This window comes from Flintibacter hominis (genome assembly GCF_014287965.1).
Taxonomy (GTDB): domain Bacteria; phylum Bacillota; class Clostridia; order Oscillospirales; family Oscillospiraceae; genus Lawsonibacter; species Lawsonibacter aceti.
Map to the genome: position 1 here is coordinate 190489 of NZ_JACOPO010000002.1, position 24147 is coordinate 214635.

At 59.6% G+C, this 24147-nt stretch carries 23 protein-coding genes and 1 pseudogene; 9 read left to right on the forward strand and 15 right to left on the reverse strand.

From position 1 onward, the window contains the following. Positions 1-28: 28 nt before the first annotated feature. Positions 29-547 carry an ATP-binding protein gene (locus H8S11_RS04205; RefSeq protein WP_186852293.1) on the reverse strand — a complete coding sequence of 173 codons (519 nt, stop codon included), beginning with the start codon at positions 545-547 and terminating at the stop codon, positions 29-31. 13 nt (positions 548-560) lie between these two features. Beyond that, positions 561-1532, reverse strand: a complete 972-nt coding sequence (gene dusB, locus H8S11_RS04210) for a tRNA dihydrouridine synthase DusB (protein ID WP_186852294.1) — start codon at positions 1530-1532, stop codon at positions 561-563. A 141-nt stretch (positions 1533-1673) separates the two neighbouring features. Between dusB and H8S11_RS04215 the strand changes: the two genes are divergently transcribed. Further along, entirely contained in the window at positions 1674-2873 is a 1200-nt protein-coding gene (locus H8S11_RS04215; protein WP_186852295.1) for an ATP-binding protein, read from the forward strand. 50 nt (positions 2874-2923) lie between these two features. Here H8S11_RS04215 and H8S11_RS04220 read toward each other — a convergent pair whose 3' ends face one another. The 3 genes from H8S11_RS04220 to H8S11_RS04230 form a co-directional block, all read right to left on the reverse strand. Next, on the reverse strand, positions 2924-3385 hold the full coding sequence (locus H8S11_RS04220) for a GNAT family N-acetyltransferase (RefSeq protein ID WP_147572696.1): 462 nt from the start codon (positions 3383-3385) through the stop codon (positions 2924-2926). Positions 3386-3454: 69 nt separating this feature from the next. Then, the gene (gene ucpA, locus H8S11_RS04225; RefSeq protein WP_186852296.1) at positions 3455-4243 is read right to left on the reverse strand and encodes an SDR family oxidoreductase UcpA; all 789 of its coding nucleotides are present in this window, start codon (positions 4241-4243) and stop codon (positions 3455-3457) included. Between the two features lie 63 nt (positions 4244-4306). Beyond that, on the reverse strand, positions 4307-5371 hold the full coding sequence (locus tag H8S11_RS04230; RefSeq protein ID WP_186852297.1) for a branched-chain amino acid aminotransferase: 1065 nt from the start codon (positions 5369-5371) through the stop codon (positions 4307-4309). A 258-nt stretch (positions 5372-5629) separates the two neighbouring features. On the opposite strand from H8S11_RS04230, the gene H8S11_RS04235 reads away from it, so the two are divergent. From H8S11_RS04235 to ftsH, 6 genes are all read left to right on the forward strand, one after another. Continuing rightward, entirely contained in the window at positions 5630-7618 is a 1989-nt protein-coding gene (locus tag H8S11_RS04235; RefSeq protein WP_186852298.1) for a DHH family phosphoesterase, read from the forward strand. A 51-nt stretch (positions 7619-7669) separates the two neighbouring features. After that, positions 7670-8116: a 50S ribosomal protein L9 gene (gene rplI, locus H8S11_RS04240; protein WP_147572704.1), complete on the forward strand. Its 447-nt coding sequence runs from the start codon at positions 7670-7672 to the stop codon at positions 8114-8116. A gap of 205 nt (positions 8117-8321) precedes the next feature. Beyond that, positions 8322-9674 (forward strand): replicative DNA helicase, encoded by a 1353-nt coding sequence (gene dnaB / locus H8S11_RS04245; protein WP_243200925.1) that lies wholly within the window; start codon positions 8322-8324, stop codon positions 9672-9674. Positions 9675-9699: 25 nt separating this feature from the next. Continuing rightward, complete coding sequence (tilS, locus tag H8S11_RS04250) at positions 9700-11100, forward strand: tRNA lysidine(34) synthetase TilS (RefSeq protein ID WP_243200940.1); 1401 nt, start codon at positions 9700-9702, stop codon at positions 11098-11100. 22 nt (positions 11101-11122) lie between these two features. Continuing rightward, positions 11123-11665 carry a hypoxanthine phosphoribosyltransferase gene (gene hpt, locus H8S11_RS04255; RefSeq protein ID WP_186852300.1) on the forward strand — a complete coding sequence of 181 codons (543 nt, stop codon included), beginning with the start codon at positions 11123-11125 and terminating at the stop codon, positions 11663-11665. Between the two features lie 92 nt (positions 11666-11757). Next, positions 11758-13611, forward strand: a complete 1854-nt coding sequence (gene ftsH, locus H8S11_RS04260) for an ATP-dependent zinc metalloprotease FtsH (protein WP_279287538.1) — start codon at positions 11758-11760, stop codon at positions 13609-13611. A gap of 101 nt (positions 13612-13712) precedes the next feature. Here the strand turns inward: ftsH and H8S11_RS04265 are convergent, their stop codons facing one another. From H8S11_RS04265 to H8S11_RS04275, 3 genes are all read right to left on the reverse strand, one after another. Further along, positions 13713-14390, reverse strand: a complete 678-nt coding sequence (locus H8S11_RS04265) for an RraA family protein (protein ID WP_147572710.1) — start codon at positions 14388-14390, stop codon at positions 13713-13715. After that, entirely contained in the window at positions 14387-15571 is a 1185-nt protein-coding gene (locus tag H8S11_RS04270) for a pyridoxal phosphate-dependent aminotransferase (protein ID WP_186852301.1), read from the reverse strand. The genes H8S11_RS04265 and H8S11_RS04270 overlap by 4 nt, the downstream gene beginning before the upstream one ends. 109 nt (positions 15572-15680) lie before the next feature. After that, positions 15681-16895 carry a dicarboxylate/amino acid:cation symporter gene (locus H8S11_RS04275; RefSeq protein WP_147572714.1) on the reverse strand — a complete coding sequence of 405 codons (1215 nt, stop codon included), beginning with the start codon at positions 16893-16895 and terminating at the stop codon, positions 15681-15683. Between the two features lie 247 nt (positions 16896-17142). Between H8S11_RS04275 and H8S11_RS04280 the strand changes: the two genes are divergently transcribed. Continuing rightward, the gene (locus H8S11_RS04280) at positions 17143-18117 is read left to right on the forward strand and encodes a LysR family transcriptional regulator (RefSeq protein WP_186852302.1); all 975 of its coding nucleotides are present in this window, start codon (positions 17143-17145) and stop codon (positions 18115-18117) included. 225 nt (positions 18118-18342) lie between these two features. On the opposite strand, the gene H8S11_RS04285 is transcribed toward H8S11_RS04280, so the two are convergent. From H8S11_RS04285 to H8S11_RS04310, 7 genes and pseudogenes are all read right to left on the reverse strand, one after another. Continuing rightward, positions 18343-19335 (reverse strand): biotin--[acetyl-CoA-carboxylase] ligase, encoded by a 993-nt coding sequence (locus H8S11_RS04285; protein ID WP_186852303.1) that lies wholly within the window; start codon positions 19333-19335, stop codon positions 18343-18345. A 132-nt stretch (positions 19336-19467) separates the two neighbouring features. Beyond that, the gene (gene hpf, locus H8S11_RS04290) at positions 19468-20019 is read right to left on the reverse strand and encodes a ribosome hibernation-promoting factor, HPF/YfiA family (RefSeq protein ID WP_147572720.1); all 552 of its coding nucleotides are present in this window, start codon (positions 20017-20019) and stop codon (positions 19468-19470) included. Between the two features lie 157 nt (positions 20020-20176). Next, positions 20177-21337, reverse strand: coding sequence for an amidohydrolase (locus tag H8S11_RS04295; protein WP_186852304.1), 1161 nt, complete (start codon positions 21335-21337; stop codon positions 20177-20179). A gap of 194 nt (positions 21338-21531) precedes the next feature. Then, a complete protein-coding gene (locus tag H8S11_RS04300) occupies positions 21532-21975 on the reverse strand; it encodes a S1 RNA-binding domain-containing protein (RefSeq protein WP_186852305.1) in 444 nt (147 codons plus the stop codon). Positions 21976-22060: 85 nt separating this feature from the next. Further along, positions 22061-22336 carry an FtsB family cell division protein gene (locus H8S11_RS04305; RefSeq protein WP_147572725.1) on the reverse strand — a complete coding sequence of 92 codons (276 nt, stop codon included), beginning with the start codon at positions 22334-22336 and terminating at the stop codon, positions 22061-22063. 235 nt (positions 22337-22571) lie between these two features. Continuing rightward, positions 22572-22829 (reverse strand): annotated as a pseudogene (gene yabQ, locus H8S11_RS14180) (spore cortex biosynthesis protein YabQ); the annotation flags it as partial. Further along, a complete protein-coding gene (locus H8S11_RS04310; RefSeq protein ID WP_147572728.1) occupies positions 22826-23116 on the reverse strand; it encodes a YabP/YqfC family sporulation protein in 291 nt (96 codons plus the stop codon). The gene H8S11_RS04310 and the pseudogene yabQ, both read right to left, overlap by 4 nt. A gap of 165 nt (positions 23117-23281) precedes the next feature. Between H8S11_RS04310 and H8S11_RS04315 the strand changes: the two genes are divergently transcribed. Next, entirely contained in the window at positions 23282-24055 is a 774-nt protein-coding gene (locus H8S11_RS04315) for a Cof-type HAD-IIB family hydrolase (protein WP_186852306.1), read from the forward strand. Positions 24056-24147 lie beyond the last annotated feature (92 nt).

Below are 24147 nucleotides of genomic sequence, written 5' to 3' on the forward strand. Positions count from 1 at the left end.
CGCTCCCTCCCAACTCACAGTTCTTTCATCAAAGTATTTTCTCCAGGTCTATCTCATACTCCCTGTCTATCAGCACATAGGGATGACCATATTGCTGACAGGCCCGCAGATTCTCCTCATTCTCCCGCTCCAGGGCCTCCCGGTCCAGGGACGGGTCCAGCCGCCGCTCGATGGCGCCGCCACAGGCCAGAATCTGGTCGAAGCGCTCCCAGATATACCGCCGGCTGAAAATCAGCCAGATAGCCCGGAGCTGATCTAGGTAGTACGGCACAAAATCTTTCGTAAAGTCGCAGGGAATGTAGCACCCCTCCACCACCAGATTCTGCCCGTTTTCAATGGCCGTCTTGATCATTTCCCGTGCAACCGGCCAGAGAAGGGCGGTCAGCTCCTTGTCCGGGCTGTCCGGCGTCAGCGAGGTCAGACCACTCCGGATCAGTCCCATTTTCAGATGGTCCAGGGACAGATAGGGCCAGCCCCGTTCCTCCAGCACCCGCTGGGCCAGCAGCGTCTTGCCGGTGTGGGTACTGCCCGCAATCAAAAGCACCATACCGCTGCCCTCTTCAACACAGGTCCCGCTTGATCCCCCTGGTCACCCGGTACACGTCCTCCAGGGTGGTGATCTTCACAATCTGTTCCTTGTAATAACCCGCATGGGGGACACCCTTTAGATACCAGGCATAGTGCCGCCTGGCCTCCAGGCAGGCGATCTTCTCCCCCTTGTTGGCCGCCGATAGCTCAAACTGGCGCACGGCGGTGTCGCACCGCTGGGCCAGGGGGGGTATCTCCGGGATGGGCCGGCCCTCCAGAGCGGCCCGGCACTGGGCAAAGAGCCAGGGGTTGCCGAACACCCCCCGGCCGATCATGGCTATGTCCGCCCCGGTATAGTTCAAAATACGGGGGGCGTCCTCCGGACGAAACACGTCGCCATTGGCGATGACTGGAATCTCCACCGCTTTTTTTACCTCTCGAATCCAGTCCCAGTCAGCGGTCCCTGCGTACATCTGATTCCTGGTCCTGCCGTGGACTGCTACGGCGGCCACACCGGCCGCCTCCATAGCCTTGGCGAACTCCACACAGTTGATGGAGCCCTTATCCCAGCCTAAGCGGAATTTGACCGTGACAGGGCAGCCCGCTCCCCGGATGACCGCCTCAGCCACCTTTACCGCCTTGTCTGGGTCCCGCATCAGCCCGGAGCCGTCTCCGGAGTTAGCCACCTTGGGGACAGGACAGCCCATGTTGATGTCGATAAAATCGGCCCCGGACACCTCATGGGCAATGGCGGCCGCCTCCTCCATGCACACCGGGTCACTGCCGAAGATCTGGGCAGCAGCGGGGCTCTCTCCGTCCCCCAGCTGGAGCAGAGGGATGGACTTCTTGTCCTGGTAGCACAGGGCCTTGGCGCTGACCATCTCGGTGCAGGTCAGTCCCGCCCCCTGCTCCCGGCAGATGGTACGGAAGGCCAGGTCTGTCACCCCCGCCATGGGGGCCAGGGCCAGGGGGGTGTCTATTTTGATTCCTCCAATAGATACCATATATCCTCCAATGTCCACGGCCGTAAAAGACGCGCGGGCCGCTTCACAAATATCTAGTTATTTTATCATACCCTTCCCTGGTTGACAAGGCCGCCCATTCCCTATTAAAATAGGAAAAAACCTTGGAATGGGGAGATCACTATGGAATTGACGGCGCTGCGGGCCGCCCTTCGGGGCCTTTCCTCTTACCGCGAACTGAAGGAGCTGCCGGTGATGGCCCATATGGTCCATCTGCTGGACCACCTAGCTGGCGGCCAGGGAGAGGAGGCCGTGGACGACTACACCGCCCTGTTTTACTATCTGCGCCGGGAAGGCTTTACCGGTCTGGGGGACTGGCTTTGGGACCAGCTTCGGTACACCGAATCCCCCTATGCTTTACTGGCCGAACGGGGGGGCGCCGACCCGGCCCTGGAGAACGCCGCCCGACGGGACGTAGGCACTCTGGTACTGTTAGCCCAGATGGACTGCGACCGGTATATCGGCGCCATGAAGGCGCTGCTATCCGGCGACTGGTCCCCCGCTCTAGCAGGGCTGCCCCGGTGGAGCGCCACCGCCCCCTTCGACTTTGACTCCCTCACCCAGTTCTATCGGGAGCACGGCGCCGGGCTCTATGCCAGGTATCGTGCCTTCCTGTGGGAGGATGGGCAGCTCATCCCCGTGGCCGACCCGGACTGCCCCCAGCCCCAGGACCTGCTGGGCTACGAGCTTCAGCGGGAGCAGGTGGAGCAGAACACCCGGCTGCTCCTCTCCGGCCGTCAGGCCAACAATGTCCTTCTATTTGGCGACGGAGGAACCGGCAAGTCAGCTACCGTCAAGTCCATGCTCTACCTGCCCGGCATGGAGGACCTGCGGCTCATTGAGATTCAGAAGGAGAACCTCACCGGCCTTCCCAGCCTGATCCGCTCTCTGGCCTCCCGGCGGCAGAAGTTCATTCTGTTCATCGACGACCTGGCCTTTGACCAGGATGACAAGACCTACTCCTCTATGAAGACTATCCTGGAGGGCAGTCTGGAGAAGCGGCCTGTCAATGTGGCGATCTACGCCACCTCCAATCGCCGCCACCTGGTCCGTCAGACCTTTACCGACCGGGCTGGGGACGAGGTGGACACCTTTGAGACGATTTCGGAAAAGACCGCCCTGGCCGAGCGCTTCGGCCTGCGTATCCCCTACCTGACGATGAACAAGGCCGGCTTTCTGGCCCTGGTGGACCATCTGGCCGACCAGGCGGGGGTCCAGATGGAGCGGGAACAGCTCCACGCTCAGGCGATGGCCTGGGAAATCCGCCACTCCGGCCGAACCCCCCGGGTGGCCCGACAGTTTATCGCCAGCCTCGGTGCCTGACTGTTTGGGAGAAAATGGGCCATACAACATGGTATGGCCCATTTCTTTTTCTATTTTCTGGGACAGAGGTACACCATGATCTGTTCCCCGTGGGGATCTCTCTTTCCTGTAAAACGAAATCCGAACTTCTGGTACAGCTCCGCCGCGGCCCAATTTCCTTCCACGATACTCAAATAGATTTTTTTACAGCGGTACTCCTCCCGGAGACGCTGGATCAGGCCGGCCAAAGCCGCCTTTCCATATCCCCTGCCCTGGTGTTCCCCCGCAATCAACAGGCGGTCCAGCCACACCCGCCCGAAGGGAAAACTCTCTAACGGAAACTTCCCATACATCGCAAATCCTACGGGGCGCTCTCCGTCTAAAATCAGGACAGGCCGCCAGCCCTTCCACTGCTCTGCCTCTGCCAAACACTGCTCTACCGGCTCTACCAGCCCCTCCTGTCCAGGAGCTCCATGGAGCCTCAATGCCTGCGCTCTGTTTTTTTCTGTCACAGGTTCAAACTTCAGTTTCATCTTTTCCTCCGCGAAAAGGCGGCCCCTCTATTCGGATGGCAGAGGGGCCGCCCTTTGGTTCCCGCTTGTCTACACGCCCATGGTACTCGTTTCCGGCAGGGTAGAGCCCCCGTCGATGACGAACTGGGCGCCGGTCAGGTAGCTGGCCTCGTCGCTGGACAGGAAAGCGGCCAGCTCGCCCACCTCCCTGGGATCGGCCAGCCGCCCCAGGGGAATGGAAGCGGCGATGCCATCAATGACGGACTGGGGGTTCTCCGGGCAGGACTGGTCCGCCATCCCCCGGACCATTGGGGTCAGGACATAGCCTGGGCAGATGGCATTGACATTGACACAGGGAGCGAACTCCCGTGCCAGGGCTTTGGTCAGCCCCACCAGGGCGGCTTTGCTCATGGCGTAGGCCGCCTCCCCCGGATCGGCTACCATATCGCCGGTGACAGAGGACATGATGACGATTTTGCCCCACTTGCGCTCCACCATACCGGGCAGCACAGCCTTGCAGGTGTTCCAGGCCCCCTTCACGTTGATGTCCAGGTGGGCATCCCGGTCCTCGTCGCTCTGGGTCAGAAAGTCCCCCAGGCGGCAGATGCCCGCGTTGGACACCAGAATATCGATTTGGCCAAACTCCTTCACCCCCGCCTCATAGCCGGCACGGACGCTGTCCATATCGGACACATCCATGCGGACGGCCACAGCCTGGGCTCCCTCGGCGCGGAGCTGGGCGGCCATATCCTCCACCCCCTGGCCGCGGGCGGCCAGCACCACTCTGGCGCCGTGCTTGACAAAGGTGCGGGCGATGCCCTCTCCGATGCCTTTGGAGGCTCCGGTAATTAAGGCTGTCTTTCCATCCAGTTTACCCATTTGAAACACTCCTATCTTTTGAAAAGGGGCCCGGTATTCACCGGACCCCTAACTTGGCTCAAATCACAGCTTCATGATCCAGTTGTGGGGATCGGCCAGGCGGCCCCACTGGATGCCGGTCAAATTGTCGTACAGCTTCTGGGTCAGCTCACCGATCTGATTGCCGCTGATGGTGACCTTCTTGCCCTCCATGGCCAGCTCGCCGATAGGGGAGACCACGGCGGCGGTGCCGGTGCCCCAGGCTTCCTCCAGAGTGCCATCCTCGGCGGCCTGGAACAGTTCCTCATAGGAGATGCGGCGCTCCTCCACCTCGTAGCCCCAGTCCTTCAGCAGCTGGATGCAGGAGCGACGGGTGATGCCGTCCAGCACGGAGCCGTTCAGGTCGGGGGTGAGGATCTTGCCGTTCACCTTGAACATGACGTTCATAGCGCCCACTTCCTCGATGTACTTGCGGTGGACGCCGTCCAGCCACAGCACCTGGCTGTAGCCCTGCTTCTCGGCCCGGTCGCCGGCCCGGAGAGACGCGGCGTAGTTGCCGCCGGTCTTGGCCATGCCGGTGCCGCCCTTGACGGCACGCACGTCCTCGCTCTCCACATAGATCTTGACAGGAGCCAGCCCCTCAGGGTAGTAGGCGCCCACCGGGCAGACGATAACGATGTACTGGACATGGTGGGAGCTGTGGACCCCCAGGGCGGGATCCGTACCGATCATGAAGGGCCGGATATACAGGGAGGTGCCCTCTTCGTGGGGGACCCAGTCCCGCTCCAGTTTGACCAGCTCCGTGATGCCGGCCAGGGCCAGTTCCTCAGGGATCTGAGGAAGGCACAGACGCTCGGCGGACTTGTTCATCCGGGCAATGTTGTCCAGGGGCCGGAACAGCTGGATAGTGCCGTCGGCGGTGCGGTAAGCCTTCAGGCCCTCGAAGATCTCCTCCGCATAGTGCAGGACCTTGGCGGCGGGGTCAATCTGCAGGGGGCCGTAAGGAACGATGCGGGGATCGTGCCAGCCCTGGCCCTCGTCATAGTCCGCAATAAACATATGGTCCGTCATGCTCTTGCCGAACACCAAGGTGGAGGAAGCGGGCTTTTCCTTCAGCACCGAGGCGCGGGTAATTTTGATATCTACCATTGGTGTATCCCTCCTAAGCTTTTGTTGATGTGCTTTTTATTATAGATGTGCTTTTTATTATAACAGTCTTTTCCTTTTGGCGCAACAAAAATATCGTTCGGACGGTTCTGATGGACAGCCCCCTTTTGCTCTTGTTTTCCCGCCGTTTATTTGCTATAATAAAATATCTTTGTTTACCTCGTTTTGGAGTGATCTCGTCTTGATCGCCCCGCCTCTGCGTGACGCTGGTGGGGCATTTCCTGGGAGGAGGAATCTCTTTTGAACCGTAAGATCGCCCAGCTGTTTCAGCCCAGGCTGCAGCTCTACTTCGTCTGTCTGATCGTCTTCGCCCTGCTGTCCGCCCTCTATTCCGTCCCCCTGGCGGTGACAGAGCTGGTCATTGTCCTGGGCCTTGGCCTGTATAACCGGGAAAACAGCCGCCGCCGGCGTCGGGAGATTGGAAAATATCTGGACAGTGTCACCGGTACGGTGGATACCGCCACCAAGGACACCATGGTCAACTCTCCCCTGCCCATGATTATTTTTCGGCCGGAGAGCGACGATATTATCTGGACCAACGACCGCTTTCTCCAGCTCACCGGCCAGGGACAGCGGGAGCATATGTTTGATGCCAAGCTGGCCTCCCTAATCCCCGGCTTTGACACTCGGTGGCTCATGGAGGGCAAGAGTGAATGCCCCACCGAAGTGGAGTACGGCGGACGGCGCTTCTGGGTCTTTGGCCACCTGGTCCGCACCGGCGGCCGGGGGGGCGGCTTTCTAGCCACCACCTATTGGGTGGATATCACCGAGTTCTGCCTGATACGGGACAAATTCAACGCCTCCCGGCCGGTGGCGGCCGTTCTGCTCATCGACAATTACGAGGACCTGATGAAGAACCTGACGGAGAATGAGCGATCCAGCATCCTGGCTGAGATCGACAACCGGCTGGATGAATGGGTGGCCCAGACCGGAGGCCTGCTCCGCCGCTACCAGCGGGAGCGGTACCTGTTTCTCTTTGAGGAGCAGTACCTGGACCAATTTGTGGAGCGGAAATTTGATGTGCTGGACACCGTCCATCAGGTGGTCAATCCCAGCGGTATCAACGCCTCCCTGTCCATCGGTATCGGCAAGGACGGGGACTCCTACAAGGAACTCATGTCCTTCGCCAATCTATCCATCGACATGGCCCTGTCCCGCGGAGGCGACCAGGCAGTCATCCGCAACAAGTTTACCTTCGAGTTCTATGGTGGCCGCTCCAAGGAGACGGAGAAGCGGACCAAGGTAAAGAGTCGGGTCATGGCCAACGCCCTGTCCTCTCTGATCTCCGACTCCTCCCAGGTGTTCATCATGGGCCACAAATTCCCGGATAACGACGCTGTGGGCGCCGCCGCCGGCGTGTGTGCCCTGTGCCGGAAAAACGGGACCCCTGCCCATATCATCCGGGATCCGGGGTCTCCCCCCGCCCAGGAGCTCATTGATCGGCTGTCCACCCTGCCGGAGTACCAGGACTGCTTCCTAGCCCCACAGGATGCCCTGCTCATCGCCGATACCCGGTCCCTGGCTGTTGTGGTGGACACCAATCGACCCGAGCAGGTCCAGGCGGAGGAGCTGCTCCAGTCCTGCAACCGGGTGGCGGTCATCGACCACCACCGCCGGGCCGCCACCTATATCGAGGGGGCCGCGCTCAACTACCACGAGCCTTACGCCTCCTCCGCCTCTGAACTTGTCACGGAGCTGCTCCAGTACATTATGGAGCCCAACCAGCTTCTCCGGGCCGAGGCGGAGGCCCTGCTGGCGGGCATCGTGCTGGACACCAAGAACTTTACCATGCGCACTGGCGGACGCACCTTTGAGGCGGCGGCCTTCCTTCGCCGCTCCGGAGCCGACACCGCCGAGGTGAAAAAGCTCTTTCAGAACGACCTGGCGGGAACCATCGCCAAGTACTCCATCATCCAGAACGCCCGGCTGTATCGGGACCATATCGCCGTCGCCGTCTCCTCCGCCCCTGTGAACCGGGTGGTGGCGGCCCAGGCGGCGGACGAGTTGCTGAATATCATCGGCATCGACACCTCCTTTGTGCTCTCCAAGGATGGGGAGCAGGTGAACATCTCGGGCCGCTCTATGGGAGAAACCAATGTCCAGGTCATTCTGGAACAACTGGGTGGGGGCGGAAACGCCGCCGCCGCGGGCGGCCAGGTCACCGGCAAATCCCTGGAGGAGGTGGCGGCCGAGCTGGCCCAGGCCATCGACCGGTATCTGGACTCGTAAACAACCACTCCCGCCCCACCGGGGCGGACTCACAGAAAGGATATGAACCGTATGAAAGTTATTCTTCAGCAGGACGTGAAGGGCCAAGGCAAGAAGGGCCAGCTAGTGGATGTGTCCGACGGCTACGCGCGCAATTTTCTGCTCCCCAAAAAGCTGGCGGTCATCGCCACCGCCGAAAATCTGAACACCATGAAGCAGCAGGAGAAGGCTAGGAAGGCCCAGGAGGCCGCTGAAAAGGCGGAGGCCGAGGCCACGGCTAAAAAGCTGGAGGGGCTGACTGTCAAAATCGCCGCCAAGGCCGGCGAGGGCGGACGGCTCTTCGGCGCCGTCACCGCCAAGGAGGTCTCCGAGGCCCTGGCAGACCAGCATGGCATCACCATTGCCAAGGCCAAGCTGGTTCTGGACGAGCCCATCAAGGCATGCGGCGGCTATCAGATTCGGGCCAAGCTGGGCTATGAGGTCAACGGCACGGTCAATGTGGCAGTCAGTGAGGCGTAACCCCCTTTTCCCCTCCCCTCTGCGGCTGTGGCCATAGCGCGACAGTGGTCGGAGGACAGGGTCAATCTAAAATTTTTCCTGCGCCGGTCGATGAAAGGGCCGGCCAGAGGTCTGTAAAAGGAGATTTTCAAGGGCCTTGGCTCTTACGCGGCGGGATGTCCAACTCCCGCCCATAGACTGTCCCAATGAAAGGTGGTGGAGTCCTTTGGCTCTGGATGACAACGAGCTTCTGATGAAGCAGCTGCCCCACTCGGTGGAGGCGGAGCAGGCTGTGCTGGGCTCTATCCTGTTTGATCCCCAGTGCGTGCCTGAGGTCATCGACAAGCTGCGGCCCGACGACTTCTACCTCCGTCAGAACCGTGAAATTTACGAGACCATCTACTCCATGTTCAACTACTCCCTCACCATTGATCCGGTGACGGTGCTGGAGAACATGAAGCAGCACGGCTACTATACCGACCAGTCCCGGAGCTATCTGCTTCAGCTCATCGACATCACTCCCACGGCGGCCAATGTCAAAGAGTACATCGATATCATCAAGGATAAGACGCTGCTCCGCAGGGTGGCCGAAACCGCAGGCGACCTGACGGAGATGATCCACCAGGGCACTGACACCGGGCAGGATATCCTGGAGGCGGCGGAACAACGTATCTACGCCATCCGCCAGGGCCGCTCCTCCCGTGGGCTCACCCCCATCTCCGACGTGCTGTTCGATGTCTACGACCGGTTAAGCGAGTTAGCCGCCAGCGACAGCGCCGTTCCCGGCCTGTCCACCGGTTTGAAGGATTTGGACCGGGCCATCTCCGGACTGAACAAATCCGACCTCATCCTGTTGGCCGCCCGGCCCGGCATGGGCAAGACCTCCATGGCCCTGAATATTCTGCTGGACGCGGGCAAAAAATCGGGAAAAAAAGTGGCCTTCTTCTCCCTTGAAATGAGCCGGGAACAGCTGGCCCTCCGCCTCATCGCCAGCGAGTGCTTTATCGACAACAAGAAGCTGGTCACCGGGAAGCTGACAGAGGAGGACTGGGAGAGCGTGGCAGCCGCCGCTGACTCCCTCAGCCGGTCCACCATTCTGATTGACGACGACTCCACTGTCACCGTGGCCGATATCAATGCCAAGTGCCGTCGGGTGGAGGACCTGGGCCTGGTGGTCATCGACTACCTTCAACTGATGCAGTCCGCCGGAGGCAAGAGCCGCTCTGGGGACAACCGGCAGCAGATCGTGTCCGACATCTCCCGCTCCTTAAAGATCATGGCCAAGGAGCTGAATGTGCCCGTCCTGTGCCTGTCCCAGCTCTCCCGCGCCAACGAGGGCCGCACCGACAAGCGGCCCATGCTGTCCGACCTCCGGGAATCGGGCGCCATCGAGCAGGACGCTGACATCGTACTGTTCCTCTACCGGGACGGCTACTACAACAAGGACTCAGAAAATCCCAATGAGGCCGAGTGCATCATCGCCAAGAACCGCCACGGGGAGACGGGCACCGTCTATCTCCAGTGGCAGCCCCAGTTCACTACTTTCAGCGACATGGAGTGGCAGCACTCAGAATATTGAGCCGCCGCCAGGAGGATCAGCTTTGATGGAGTCCATGGAAAAATTCATTGCCCACCTGGGCCTGATCCCCCCCGGCAGCCATGTGCTGTGCGCGGTCTCCGGCGGGGCCGACTCCGTCTGCCTGCTCCACGCCCTGTATCATCTTCGGGCGGAGCTGGACTTCACCCTGTCCGCCGCCCACTTTGACCACCAGCTTCGGGGGGAGGAGTCCCGCCGGGACGCCGATTTCGTGGCCCAGTTCGTAGCCCTCTGCTGCGGTCCTCAGCGCCTGCCCGACGGCTCTCAGCTCCCCGCTGTCCCCCTGTTTTCCGGCTCCGGCGACGTGTCTGCCCAGGCCGCACAAATGGGAATTGGGACGGAGGAGGCCGCCCGTCAGATGCGTTACGCCTTTCTCCACCGGGCCGCTCAACAGGCAGGCGCCACCCTGATCGCTACCGCCCACACCGCCGACGACAACGGGGAGACCATCCTGTTTCACCTGGCCAGGGGCACCGGGCTTCGGGGACTGGGCGGCATCCCACCGGCACGGGACGGCGTGATCCGCCCCCTGCTCACCACCACCCGGCGGCAGGTGGAAAACTATCTGGCCTACTACGGCCTGCCCCATGTGGAGGACTCCTCCAACCAGGATGACAGTTATAGCCGCAACCGAATCCGGCACCAGATAATGCCTGTGCTGGAGGGGCTGTTCCCCAATTTTGCCGCTCGGCTGGCGGACAACGCCGCCCTTCTTCGGGCGGATGAGGACTATCTCACCTCCCTGGCCCGGGACCAGGCCGGTCAGGCCCAACAGAGTGGGGACTGCCTGTCCATCCCTGTACAGACACTGTTAGACCTGCCGGATCCCGTGGCCGCCCGGACTATTAGAGTCCTGTTGGGCCAGCTCAACGGGGGCGACCAGGACTGTGGGGCTGTCCATCTCCACGCCCTGTTGGACCTGTGCCGTTCGCCCCGCCCCTCCGCCCGGCTGGACCTGCCCTGGGGCCTTACCGCACGGAGGGAGTATGGATTGCTGGTCCTCGCCCGTCGGAGCAGCCCTCCGCCGATGGAGCCAATCCATCTGCCCCTTCCCGGCGAGATCCGGGTCGGGGACTGGCAGGTGGTCTGTGGGGCGGAGCGGTATATCGGCCAGCCCCAGGGTCCCCTGGAGTTCTATTTAAGCCAGGAGGCTGTGTCCTCCCTTACTGTCCGCCCCCGCCAGACAGGGGACCGGCTGACTCTCCTGGGGCGGCCGGGCAAATCCATCAAAAAATGGTTTGTGGACGAAAAGGTGCCCCGGCACCTTCGGAACCAGGTGCCGGTCTTTGCCCAGAACGGGGTCGTAGCCGCCGTGGCCGGGCTCGGTCCTGATGCCGCCTGCCTTCCCCAGCCGGGTGAAAGGTCATGGCACATCTCCCTGACCCGGCTGCGCCGTCCGGAGGAATAAACTGGAAAGGAAGAATTACCTTATGCTAGAGAAAGATATCCAGGAAGTTTTGTTCAGCGAGGAGCAGCTGAAAACTCGGGTCAACGAGATCGCCCAGGAAATCGACCGGGACTACGCTGGCAAGGAGATCATGCTCATCAGTGTGCTCCGAGGCTCCTTTATTTTTATGGCTGACCTATGCCGGGCCATCGATTTGGACTGCACCCTGGACTTCATGTCCGTTTCCTCCTACGGCAAGGGTACCTCCTCCAGCGGACAGGTGCAGATTACCAAGGACCTGTCTGAAGACATCTCCGGCCGCCACATCATTGTAGTGGAGGATATTCTGGACAGCGGCAACACCTTAAGCTACCTGCTAAAAATATTGGAACACCGGCATCCCGCCTCCATTCGTCTATGCACCCTGCTGGATAAACCGGATCGCCGGGTAAAGCCTGTGGAGGTCCACTACTCCGGTTTCACCATCCCAGATGCCTTTGTGGTGGGCTATGGGCTGGATTATGCGGAAAAATACCGCAATCTGCCTTATATCGGCATTCTGAAACCGGAGGTATATGGTGGATAGCCCCCTGTTCCCCCACCTCCGCGCAGCCAAGGGGAGTGTTTTGGCGGACCCTCCCTGTGGATCTCTGCCGCCGGAAAGGACATGATCCCATTATGAAACGAATGAGCTCCCGCGACCTGACCCTCTATCTGCTGGTCATCCTGTTGATGGTCTTCGCTGTCACCAGCCTTCAGCAGATGAACCGGACGGAGGCCCCTACCTACAGTCAGATCCGGTCCTACTTCCTCCAGGAGCAGGTCCAGTCCTTCACCCTGAAGGACAACACCCTGCGCCTGACGCTTCGAGGCGAGGGTGACCAGACCACCACGGTCACCTATGAGATGTCCGACCAGGCCCTCACCTACTTCTATATGGATATGCGTGAGCTCATTGACGACCAACTGGCCGCCGGCATCCTGGAGAGCTATGACTATCCCCCTGGACTGGCCAACTCCTGGTGGTACAACTGGCTGCCCTCCCTCATCGTCCTGCTCTCTGTGGGCTTTCTGCTGTTTGTCCTCTACCGTCAGCGGATGGCCAGCATGGGGGGCGGAGGAGGCGCACCTGGCGCCTCCCGCTTTGGCCATGCCCGGACCAAGACTTTGTCGGACCAGGGGAAGAAGGTCACCTTTGACGACGTGGCCGGGGCCGAGGAGGAGAAGGAGGAACTCCAGGAGATTGTGGAGTTCCTCCGTGACCCCCAGAAATTCACCGCTCTGGGGGCCCACATCCCCAAGGGCGTACTGCTGGTGGGCCCTCCGGGCACCGGCAAGACTTTGATCGCCAAAGCTGTGGCCGGCGAGGCGGGAGTCCACTTCCTGTCCATCTCCGGCTCCGACTTTGTAGAGCTGTATGTGGGTGTGGGCGCCAGCCGGGTCCGGGACCTGTTCGATCAGGCAAAGAAAGACGCCCCCGCCATCGTCTTTATTGATGAGATTGACGCTGTGGGCCGCCAGCGCGGCGCCGGCCTGGGGGGCGGCCACGACGAACGGGAGCAGACCTTGAACCAGCTGCTTGTGGAAATGGACGGCTTTGGCTCTAACGAGGGGGTCATCGTCATGGCGGCCACCAACCGCCAGGATATCCTGGACCCCGCCCTCCTCCGCCCCGGCCGGTTCGACCGGCAGATCTATGTGGGTCTGCCTGATATCAAGGGCAGGGAGGAGATCCTGAAGGTCCACGCCAAGAAGAAACCCTTGGCAGAGGACGTATCTCTCAACCAGATTGCCCGGTCCACTGCCGGTTTTACTGGCGCCGACCTGGAAAACCTGCTCAACGAGGCGGCGCTGCTGGCCGCTCGGGAGGACAAGCGGTTCATCACCATGTCCGATCTCCATGAGGCCATGCTGAAGGTCATCGCCGGACCCGAAAAGAAGAGCCGGGTGGTCACGGAGCACGCCCGGAAGCTCACCGCCTATCACGAGGCGGGCCACGCGGTGGTCATTCATGACCTGGACAGCCAGGACCCAGTCCATCAAATCACCATCGTCCCCCGTGGTCCCGCCGGCGGCATGACCATCTCCCTGCCTAGCGAGGACAAGGCCTATCTGTCCCGCCGTGAGCTGGAGGAGCGCATCGCCGTCTGCCTGGGCGGCCGGGTGGCCGAGCAGTTGGTGCTGGGAGATATCTCCACCGGCGCCTCCAGCGACATCCAGAAAGCCTCCCAGACCGCCCGGGCCATGGTCACCAAGTACGGCATGAGCGACAAGCTGGGGACCATCGCCTATGGCAACGAGAGTGACGAGATCTTTATCGGCCGCTCTATGGCCCAGGCCCGCACCTACTCGGAGGAGGTGGCCGGTCAGATCGACCAGGAGGTCAAAGTCATTGTGGACCGGGCCTACACCCGGTGCGAGGATATCCTCACCCGGCGCCGGAAGGAACTGGACACGATTGCCCAGTACCTGCTGGAGCACGAGACCATGGACGGACAGGAGTTCGCCAAAGTCTTTGAAGCGCAGGCATGAAAAAGAAGGCCGCCCCGCGCTATGAACGGGGTGGCCTTTTCTCATCCAATATCGCTTGCGAAAAGGGAGCGGGTCCACATGGCCCGCTCCCTTTCTTATGCTCAAATCATGTCGCAGCCGATCTCGTTCAGCTTCTCATCCACCCATGGGCGGATGTAGGTGCCCTTGGTCAAAATATCCTCCATGATTTTGGCCTCCTTCTCCATGGTGGCGCGGGTCTTTTCCAGCACCTCCTGGGCCTGCTCAGGCGGAATGACGATCAGGCCGTCCTGGTCCCCCACTAGAATGTCGCCGGGGCGGACCACCCGGCCGCCGATGACCACTGGGACATTGATCTCACCAGGCCCATTTTTATAGGGGCCGTTGGGGGTAGTGCTTTTGGCGTAGATGGGCATATCCATCTCACACAGAGCCTCCTGGTCCCGGATGGCTCCATCCACCACCAGGCCGGCTACCCCCCGCACCTTGCAGTAGGTGGCCATCAGTTCGCCAAAGATAGACCGGTCATCAAAGCCGCCAGCGTCGATAACAATGACGTCGCCCGGCTTGGCCAGATCCATGGCCTTGTGGAACATCAGGTTATCCCCCTGGGGCACCTTGATGGTAAAGGCAACCCCTACCAGGGGAACCTTGTTCAGCGGCCGGATGCTCTGATGGACAGCGGCAGTGCGGCCCATGTTGTCGTCAATGTTGGCCACCGGCATTCCCCGGAAGGCCTCTACCAGCTTCGGATCAGGGCGGACAAAATCCGTCACTACTTTACAGCCAATGTTGCTCATACTTTCTCTCCTATCTGTGCCATCGCCGCGGCGATGTTTTTCACTGCCTGGGCCAGCTGGTCGTCCGCCGCCGCGAAGGAGAAGCGGATGCGGCTGCCCGTCTTGTCCCCATAGGACACGCCGGGCACACCTACTACCTTGGCCTTTTCCATAATAAACTCGCACACCTGATTGGAGTCCATACCGGGGATCTCAAAATTAGTCCAGGCGTAGAAGGCCCCCTCTGGCATCTCACAGTGGACGCCAGGGATCTGGTTCAGCCCGTTGACGAAGAGGTCGCGGCGCTGCTGATAGCGGCGGCGCATTTCCTCGATCTCCTCGCCGCAGTCAAAGGCCACGGCGGCAGCCTTCTGGATAAACCCGCTGGTGCAGCTGATGGTGTGGGAGAAGAGCATCGCCGCCATAGAGGCGATCTTGGTGTCAGCGGCCAGGTAGCCGATCCGCCAGCCTGTCATGGCCACGCTCTTGGAGAAGCCGTTGACTGTGATGACACGGTCGGCAATGTCGGGGAAGGAGGCGGGGCTCACGTTTTCCTGGCCGTCAAAGAGGATGCGCTCGTACATCTCGTCGGAGAGCAGCACCAGGTCGGGGTGATTGAGCATGAATTGGCGCAGCACCTGGGCCTCTTTCTGGGTAAGCACCCGGCCAGTGGGGTTGTTGGGGTAGTTGATAATGAGCATCCGGGTCTTGGCGCTCACCTTCTCCTCCAGCAGCTCCAGGGTAATGCGGTAGCGATCCTCATAGGCAAGGTCCACCTCCACCGGAACGCCGCCGGATGCCTGGATGATGGAGGGATAGGACACCCAGCCCGGAGTCAGGTACATCACCTCATCCCCGGCGTTTACCAGGGCCCGGACGGCGATATAGATGGCGTACTTTCCGCCGGGGGTGACTACCACGCCGCTGGGGTCGTAGTGGCAGCCGTTCTCCCGCTCCAGCTTGTCAGCGATGCGCTGGCGCAGCTCCGGCAGGCCGGGACCTACGGTATAGTGGGTAAAACCCGCATTGATCTGGCGGAACAGCTCGTCACAGATCTTCTTGGGGGTGTCAAAGTCAGGCTCCCCGCCGGCCAGGTCGATGATTTCCGGGTCCTGGGCCTTCAGCTTTTTAGCCTTTGCCATGGTTTCCATGGAGGCGGAGGGCTTCATCTGCAAAATATACTTGTTGAATTGCAGTGCCATAGCTCTATTTCTTTTCCTTTCTGCCCATTGGGGCGGTCAGTAGGCAACAAGGACCCCGGCTCTGGACAGCCGGAGCCCCTGTTCACTCATCTGGGTTGTTTACGGGAGCTCAGTCGGCGTCAAAAACCTTTTTGTCCAGCTCGCCCAGGGAGTTGGACACCACCACAGTGCCTACCAGGTCATCAATATTGTTGGCAGTGGTGTGGAAGGGATCAATCACAGGCCAGATGGCGGCCAGGATGGGGATCAGAGTCAAGGGCATCCCCAGGGTCTGGAGCAGCACAGTAGACATGACCACGCCAGCCCCCTTGACGCCGGCGGCGCCGATGGAGATAATCAGACCCAGGAATACAAACTGGATCAGGCTTCCCAAGGTAATCTCATAGCCGTACAGATTGGAAGCAAAGACGCTGATGACGCCCACAGCCACAGCCATTCCGTTCATATTACAGGTGTTGCCCAGAGGAAGGGTAAAACCGTAGATCTTCTCCGGTACGCCCAGCTTGCTGTCGGCAATCTTCATGGAAACGGGCAGGGTAGCGGCGCTGGAGGAGGTAGAGGCGGCTACGATGATGGCCGGAGCGATCTTCTTGAACAGGCGCATAGGATTGACCCGGCCCAGGACAGCGGCGATAATGGGCTCCATCAGGAACATGACCAGCAGGCAGCACACCCAGTCAGTAGTGATGAAAACGATGACCTGCTTCATCATGTTGGCGCTGATCGTAGTGACCATGTCGGCAATCAGGGCCATGATGCCGATGGGAGAGAAGGCCATGACATACTCGGTCATCTTCAGCATAGCCTCGGCCCCCTGGTCGACGAGATCCACCAGGCGCTTCACCCGGTCGCCCAGTACCAGTAAGACGCAGCCCATAAAGATGGCGAAGAAGATGATCTGAAGGGTATTGCCCTCGGATAGGGAAGTAAAGATATTTTCCGGGATCCACGACACCATGTTGTCGATGAAGTTGTACTCAACAGCCTCACCAGCCTCGGAGGTCAGCAGGTCGGTAACTCCCTTGCCGGGCTGGGTGATCACGCCTCCAATCACGCCCACAGCGGACGCCAGGGTAGAGGTAATCATGTAATAGATCACGATACGGACGCCCACCTTGCGGAGCATTCCCACATCGCCCATCTTACACACGCCATTGATCAGGGTAAGCAGAACCAGGGGCGCTATGAGCATCTTCAGCAGACGCAGGAAGATATCGCCGAGGAAGCTGATGTAGGGTACGATATCTGGCACTGCCACACCAATAATAGCGCCTATGGCAATGCCTATCAGGATCTGGACCCAAAGGGGTATTTTTTTTAGCATTTCTCTCTTCTCCTTTTTCATATGATGGGTACTCGCCCCTGACCAGCCGCCGCTCAATTTTCCGCTCTTTTGCCGGCCTGGGGTCCGGCTCTCTCTGACACCACCGTCCAGAGGCGGAGACGGAAAGAGCAGTTCCACTATGCACATAATAGATGAGAGTTTCGTTCTATTTCAAATATTTTTTGTATTATTGCTCTATAATTTTAAAGTTATATATGCTATAATATTTAGTGTGGAGGTGACCCCAATGGAAAAAAACATGGAGTATATCTACCAGATCTATTTGGACGGCAGCTTCAGCCAAGCCGCCAAGAATCTATATATTTCCCAGCCAGCTCTCAGCGCGATCGTAGCTCGGACCGAGCGCAGCCTGCACGCCACTCTGTTTGACCGCTCTCAGAAGCCCATCCGCCCCACTCAGGCTGGGGAATACTATATCAGCTGCATCAAGCGATTTCAGGCCATCGAGCAGGAGATGTCAGAGTATTTCGATAATTTAAGCCAGGGAGAGCACGGCTCCCTGGCGATTGGGAGCGGCACGTTTTACTGCACCTATGTACTGCCTGAACTAATCCAGCAGTTCCAATCCCTGCACCCTGCCGTCCAGGTCAATCCTGTGGAAACCAGCAGTAACCGGGGCCTGCAGATGTTGACCCGGGGCCAGTTGGACTTTAGTTTAGATGTAAATGAAATTCACGACTGTGCTTTGGAGAGCACAGTCGTGGCCCAGGAGCATATGGTCCTGGCTGTCCCGGCCCAGCTGCCCTGCAACGAAAAGCTTCGGCGCTACCGGCTCACCTTTGACGAGGTGCGCCGGCGGCTCCATTTAGATGATCATGTCCCCCCTGTGGATATGGCCGCCTTTCGGGACGAACCTTTTATCTCTCTCAAACCGGGCAATCACAGCCACGACCTGCTGCAAAAGCTGTGTGAGTCAGCCGGTTTTACTCCCAAAGTAATCCACTACATGGACCAGTTGCTCACAGCCTACTATCTGTCTAATGAGGGGTCTGGCATCACCGTTATTCGGGATTCGTCCCTCTACCGGGTCGCTCCCTCTTCTAACCACTTTTTTTACCGCCTCCCGCCGGAGCTGTCTACCAGAAACATCTATCTCACTTACCGCAAACAGGAAGGCAGTCGGGCTCTGATTCAGCTGTTTGTGGACTACATGATTACTCAGTCAGACCGCTTTTTCCCCTCAGAACGCGACAGCGGATGAATTTTCTTTTCCTTATAAATTTCATATTATAGGAATATAACATAATTAGTATTATTTTTGTGGGAATTATCCAGCTGCTCCTTCTTCATTTTTGCAATTTCTTAACGATAAGGATTCACTTTTAACTTGACTCCGCTTTTCTTTGTATTGAACTCTCCGATTGGGCGGACACCGTCAAAATAAAGGGCGGGGGACTGTCAAAGTCCTCCGCCCTTTATTGCTTAATCACACATATCCATACATTCCCCGGACGGACACCTCCCCGGAGGAAAATGCCTCCTCTGTTCCGTCCGGAAACTGGACCAGAAGGTCAAAGCCGTCGTCCACCGCGACGGCGAATCCCTCTCGCCGGGAGATGGGCGTGATGACCTGGACCTGCCTGCCAATGGTGATGCAGTCGGCCCTGTACTTCTCCAAATATTCGCCCTGGTTTTGCGGAAAACCGGCATAGGCTCGGTCCAGGGCCCGGATAATCTGAACCGCCAGCTCCGACCGGCGTACCGGCCGCCCCAGAGCCAGGGCCAAAGAAGTGGCCATATCCCGGATCTCCGGGTCAAAGTCCCCGGCGCTCTGGTTCACATTGACCCCGATTCCGGTAACCAGATAGTCCAAATCGTTGCTCTCACTAACCAGCCCCAGCTCCGTGAGGATCCCCACCAGCTTTTTCCCGTTGAGGATGATGTCGTTGGTCCACTTGATCTGGGGACGGAGCCCGCAGGCAGCCTGGATGCCATCGCACACTGCCACCGCCACCCAGGCGGTAAAATTAGCCACCTGGGCGGGCTCCAGCCGGGGCCGCAGCAAGGCGGAGAGATACAGCCCCTTCCCCCGGGGCGACTGGAAAGAGCGGCCCCTGCGGCCCCGGCCTCCGGTCTGTTCCTCCGCCGTCACTACCAGTCCCTCGGCCGCGCCGGCCATAGCCTGACGCTTGCACTCTGTGTTGGTGGAGTCGATGACATCCAGGCACAGCAGGCTGCCGCCCACCAGAGAGCCGGACAGGGGACCGGACAACTCCCCCGCCCGCAGGCGGTCAGGGCCCGCCTCCAGCCGATAGCCCCGGTTTGGGGCGGAGGAGATAGTGTACCCCTCCTGCCGCAAGCCCTCAATGGCCTTCCATACGCCCGCTCGGCTGATGCCCAGCTCCCGGCTCATCGCCTCCCCGGACAAATAGTCTCCCTGCCGCTCCCGCAGCAGGGATAGGACCTTTTCACGGCTCATGCCCCGCCCTCCAAACAAAGTTTTCTTTCATTATACGGCCCAGGACACCAGTCGTCAACCGGCCTCTCCTCTTGGAAACAGAATCAGCCATAAAAAACCGGGGAGCGGAATCCCGCTCCCCGGACAACTATCTTACTGCTCGTCTTCAATAATACCATAGTCCCCATCATACCGGCGGTAGACCACGGCGAAGGCCCCACCGGCCTCCTCGTCCTTAAAGGCGAAGAAGCTGTGCCCCAGCAGATTCATCTGCAAAATAGCCTCGTCCCGGCTCATAGGCTTGATAGGGAAGGTCTTGCTCCGGACGATGCGGTACTCGCCCTCCTCCGGCTCCTCTGGGGCGAAGGAGGAGACCTCCGCCGCATCCACCGCCCGCTCGAAGGCCCCTTGGCGCAGCCGCTTCTCCAGCCGGGTCTTGTTCTTCCGAATCTGACGCTCCAGGGTGGTTACCGCGGCGTCGATGGACGCCTGCATATCAGAGGTACTCTCAGATACCCGGAAAATAGTGCCGCTGGAGCGGATGGTGATCTCCACCCTGTTCAGCCGCTCCTTCTCCACACTGAACGTGATCGAGGCGGTGGCATCCTCCTTAAAAAAACGGTCCAGCTTTCCCACCTTTTTCTCCGCGTACTTGTGGATGAAGTTGGGCAGGGTCACCTTTTTGTCCGTGAACACAAATTTCATAACTTTCGCTCCTTTCGCCCTATCAGGCAAGGTATAGCGACGGGAGGGACTCACCTCTCCAGCGGAGAGGGAGTTCCCTCCCACCGTTAATCTATTATACCACAAGCACGAAAAATATCCATAGGCTTTTGTTAATTTTTTCTAAATTTTCCTGGACCTATCCCTTTATCCGCTGTCCGCCGATCAGCACCGTCTGGACCCGGCTGAACAGATTGATGGGGTGGCCGGAGGTGATGACGATATCCGCGTCCTTCCCCGGCGTCAGGGAGCCCACCCGGTTATCGATCCCGGCAATCTGAGCGGGGTTGATGGTGATGGCGGCCAGGGCGGCCTCCGGGTTCATGCCACCTTTCACCGCCATGGCGGCACACAGGGCCAGGTGCTGGACCGGCACCTCTGGGTGGTCGGTACAGATGGCCGTCTTGACTCCGTGGAGCGCGAGGACCGCCGGGGATTCGATGGTCATATTGGCCAGCTCCGGCTTGGACCGGTCCCCCAGGCAGGGCCCGGTAATGACAGGCACCCCCTCCTGGACCAGCAGTTCGGGGATCAGATGGGCTTCCGTGCCGTGGACGATGACGCACTTCAGTCCGAACTCCTTGGAGATACGGATGGCGGTGGCAATGTCGTCCGCCCGGTGGGCGTGAATGTGGACGGGCAGCTCCCCTCGGACCACGGGCAGCAGGGCCTCCAGCTTGGCGTCATAGTCGGGCTTGTCCTCCTCCTCGTCCTCCGCGGCTCGTTCCAGCTTCTCTCCATACTCCAGGGCCTTGGCCAGGTTTTCCCGGATGATGGCGGCGGTAGCCATACGGGTGACCGGGGTTTCATGCCGCTCGTTGTAAACGCATTTTGGATTTTCTCCCAGAGCCAGCTTCATGGCCGCCGGTGCCTGGACCACCATGGCGTCCACCCACTTTCCGGTGGTCTTAATGGCGGCGAACTGACCGGAGATGGGGTTGGCGGAGCCCGGCCCGGTGAGTACGGTGGTGACACCGGCCTGACGGGCCTCCTCAAAACACCGGTCCAGCGGATTGACCGCGTCTATGGCCCGGAGGTGGGGGGTACAGGGGTCGGTAGCCTCGTTCCCGTCGTCGGCCTCAAAGCCCAGGGCGTCACCGAACATCCCCAGATGACAATGGGCGTCAATAAAGCCGGGCAGGATATGGCCCTGGCGTGCGTCCAGGGTCTCTCCCTCCCAGTGGTCGGGGCACTCCTCCATAGGCCCCACCTTGGCAATCTTGTCCCCAGACACGGCCACATATCCGTTGGGGATGGTTAGGCCATCCATGGTGTGGACGGTCCCATTGATAATAAGCATATTTTCCTCCACTGACAGGAAGCGACAAAGGCTCCCATTGACTCTTTTGAGATATTTTGTTACAGTTAAAACGGCTCGACCAATATGCTTCCCCACGGTATCTTTCTTCCCGTGGGACTGAACGCCCCATACGGGGCGTTTTCTTTTGTGAAAATCAGGGCCGCCGCATATGCGGCGGCCCTGTCATATCCCGCTTACCGGCGGCCGCCTCCCCGGCGGTTCCCGCCCTTTTTTTCAATATAGCGCAACTCGGACAGCTTGCTGTCTGACGACTGCATGAACTGCTTGAGCCGGTCCTCAAAATCGCTGGGTTCCTTGGGGGCGGGCCGGGCAAAGCCCATGGGCCGTCCGCCGCCCTGACTGGGGCGGCCGCCTCCGTTGGGACGGGGGCCACGCTGGGGGGGCGGAGCCACCTGCTTGATGGACAGGTTGATCCGGTTGGCTTGGTCGATGCCGATGACCTTCACTTTGACCTCCTGCCCCTCCTGTAGGTGGTCGGACACCTCGTTGACATAGGAATAGGCGATCTCTGAAATATGGACCAAGCCGGATCTTCCCTCCGGCAGGGACACGAAGGCCCCAAACTTTGTAATTCCCGTTACCTTACCGTCCAAGATGGACCCAACACCAAACTCCATAACTGACCGAAATATCCTCCTTGTAAATTTCCCCGCGCCGCCACACACAGATTACGGCGCTGGAGAGCCCGTTTGACTGGATCGCTCAGTTGGCCACATCGATATAGACGATCTCATCCTGCTTCACATGGCCCTTTTCCCGGGCCACCTGCTCCAGCATCTCAGGATCGTCGCTGTTTTCGATGGCGGCCTCCAGCTCCTGGTTTTCCAGCCGCTGGTCGCTGACCTGCCGGGCCAGCGTATCCCGCTGGACTTGGGCTGTCTGTATCTGGCCCCTCAGGTCCAGAAGAGAGGTGGCCATATAGATCAGCAGGGCCAGCACCACGATTTTGGTCAAAAACCCAGCTCGCTTCAGCTTCATAGACATCCTCTCCTCTCTCCCTGGCGGCTCGTCGGCGGACCGCGCGCTCCATCTCCTCGGTTTTCTGTCCTATTCTATACCATTTCACGCCGGAAAGAAAGGTATTTTTCGCAAGTTTTCCGAATTTTTTTAAAACAGCCCTCCCTAGGGCCAGCGGGAAGGTCAAAATTCCCAAAAGGAAGGTGACGATATCCGCCATAAAGTAGCCCAGCTTCAAAAACCAGGGGCTGATTACCCAGAAGTATACCCCTCCCCCCGCCATGCAGAACAAGGCGCCGTAGAAACGGATCTGTCCCCCCCAGGCCCCCTGGGACCAGAGAAACAGAGTCCCCGTGGCCACCAGCCAGAACACCAGATCCAGCAGGGGACCCACCACGGGCAGCTTCACCCGGACTCTCAGAATACGGAACAGGTCGTACAGCAGCCCAAACAGCGCCCCCAGCGCCAGAGCCTGGCACAGAGCCTGACCCTGCTGAACGGTATCGATGGTCATCTGCCGAATAGGCGGCCCAGCAGACCGCCCTGCTCCCGCCCGCCGCTCTCGTAGATCAGGGCGTTCACCGTCCCCTCGACCTTCAGATCTCCTCCGTCCAAGGACAGCTTTTCGATGTGGAGCCCCTCCCCCTGGATCTCCAGCCCCCCCTGGGCAGTTGTCAGGAAGATGGCGCTCTCGTCAAAGCTTTCCACCTCCTCCACCCCCGATATCATTAGCTGCTCCCGGTCCTCTAGGATCACATGGTGGCCTGTGTCCGGCCGAAGCTTCTCATTTTCATAGGCCATGTTTTCACCCCCTTTTGCTCCATCCTATGGGACAAGTGGGGGCTTTTATGCCTGTTTTTCGCCGCTGCTCTCCCTTCCAGAAAAGATCGTCTGGAAATCTGCCCGTTCTTAGTGTACAATAGGTTTTGTTCATGCGAATCCTATTGGAAAAGGTTTGATTGTATCATGGTAAAAGCCATTTTTTTTGATATCGACGGCACTCTGGTTAGCTTCCAGACCCACACAATTTCTCCCGCTGTCTTGGAGGGCCTCCACCGCCTGCGGGAGAAGGGAATCCGGTTATTCCTGTCCACAGGCCGCCACAAAGTCATGAGTCAGTCGGTCCGGGATCTCTTTCCCTTCGATGGCTGCATCACCCTCAGCGGCCAATACTGCTTTGCTCAGGACCGGGTGCTTCGAAGCGTCCCCTTCGCTCCGGAGCGGGTGAAAGCTCTGGTGGAGCTGATGGAGCATTCCACTATCCCCTGTATCTTTTTGGAGGAGGAGGACTGCTACCTTGTAAACCCGGGGCCGCGGGCTCAGGTGTTCCCCAAGCAGCTAGCTGTCCCCCTCCCCCCCTCCGCTCCCGCCCGGCGGGCGGAAGGGCGACAGGTGTTTCAGGCCACCGCCTTCCTCACCCGGGAGGAGCAGCAGGCTTTAGGAGACCCCTTCCCAGGACTGGAGGTCATGCGCTGGCACCCAGATTTCGTGGATATTATTTCCCCAGGCGGCGGCAAGGACCAGGGTATGGACGCCATTTTGGACTTCTTCGGCATCTCCCTGGAGGACACCATGGCCTTCGGCGATGGGGAAAACGACATTCCTATGCTCCGCCACGCCCATGTGGGAGTAGCCATGGGCAACGCCGACGCTCTCGTACGCTCTCACGCCGACTTTGTGACCGGAACAGTGGATGAGGACGGTATTTTGTCCGCTCTGGAACATTTCGGTCTGCTGTAGCCCCCGTCTTTTACACATAATTTACAATTTCCTGTGGATTTTCTTCCCTGGTCCGTGTACAATAAAGACAAGAATCGGCACCGAAGGAGGAA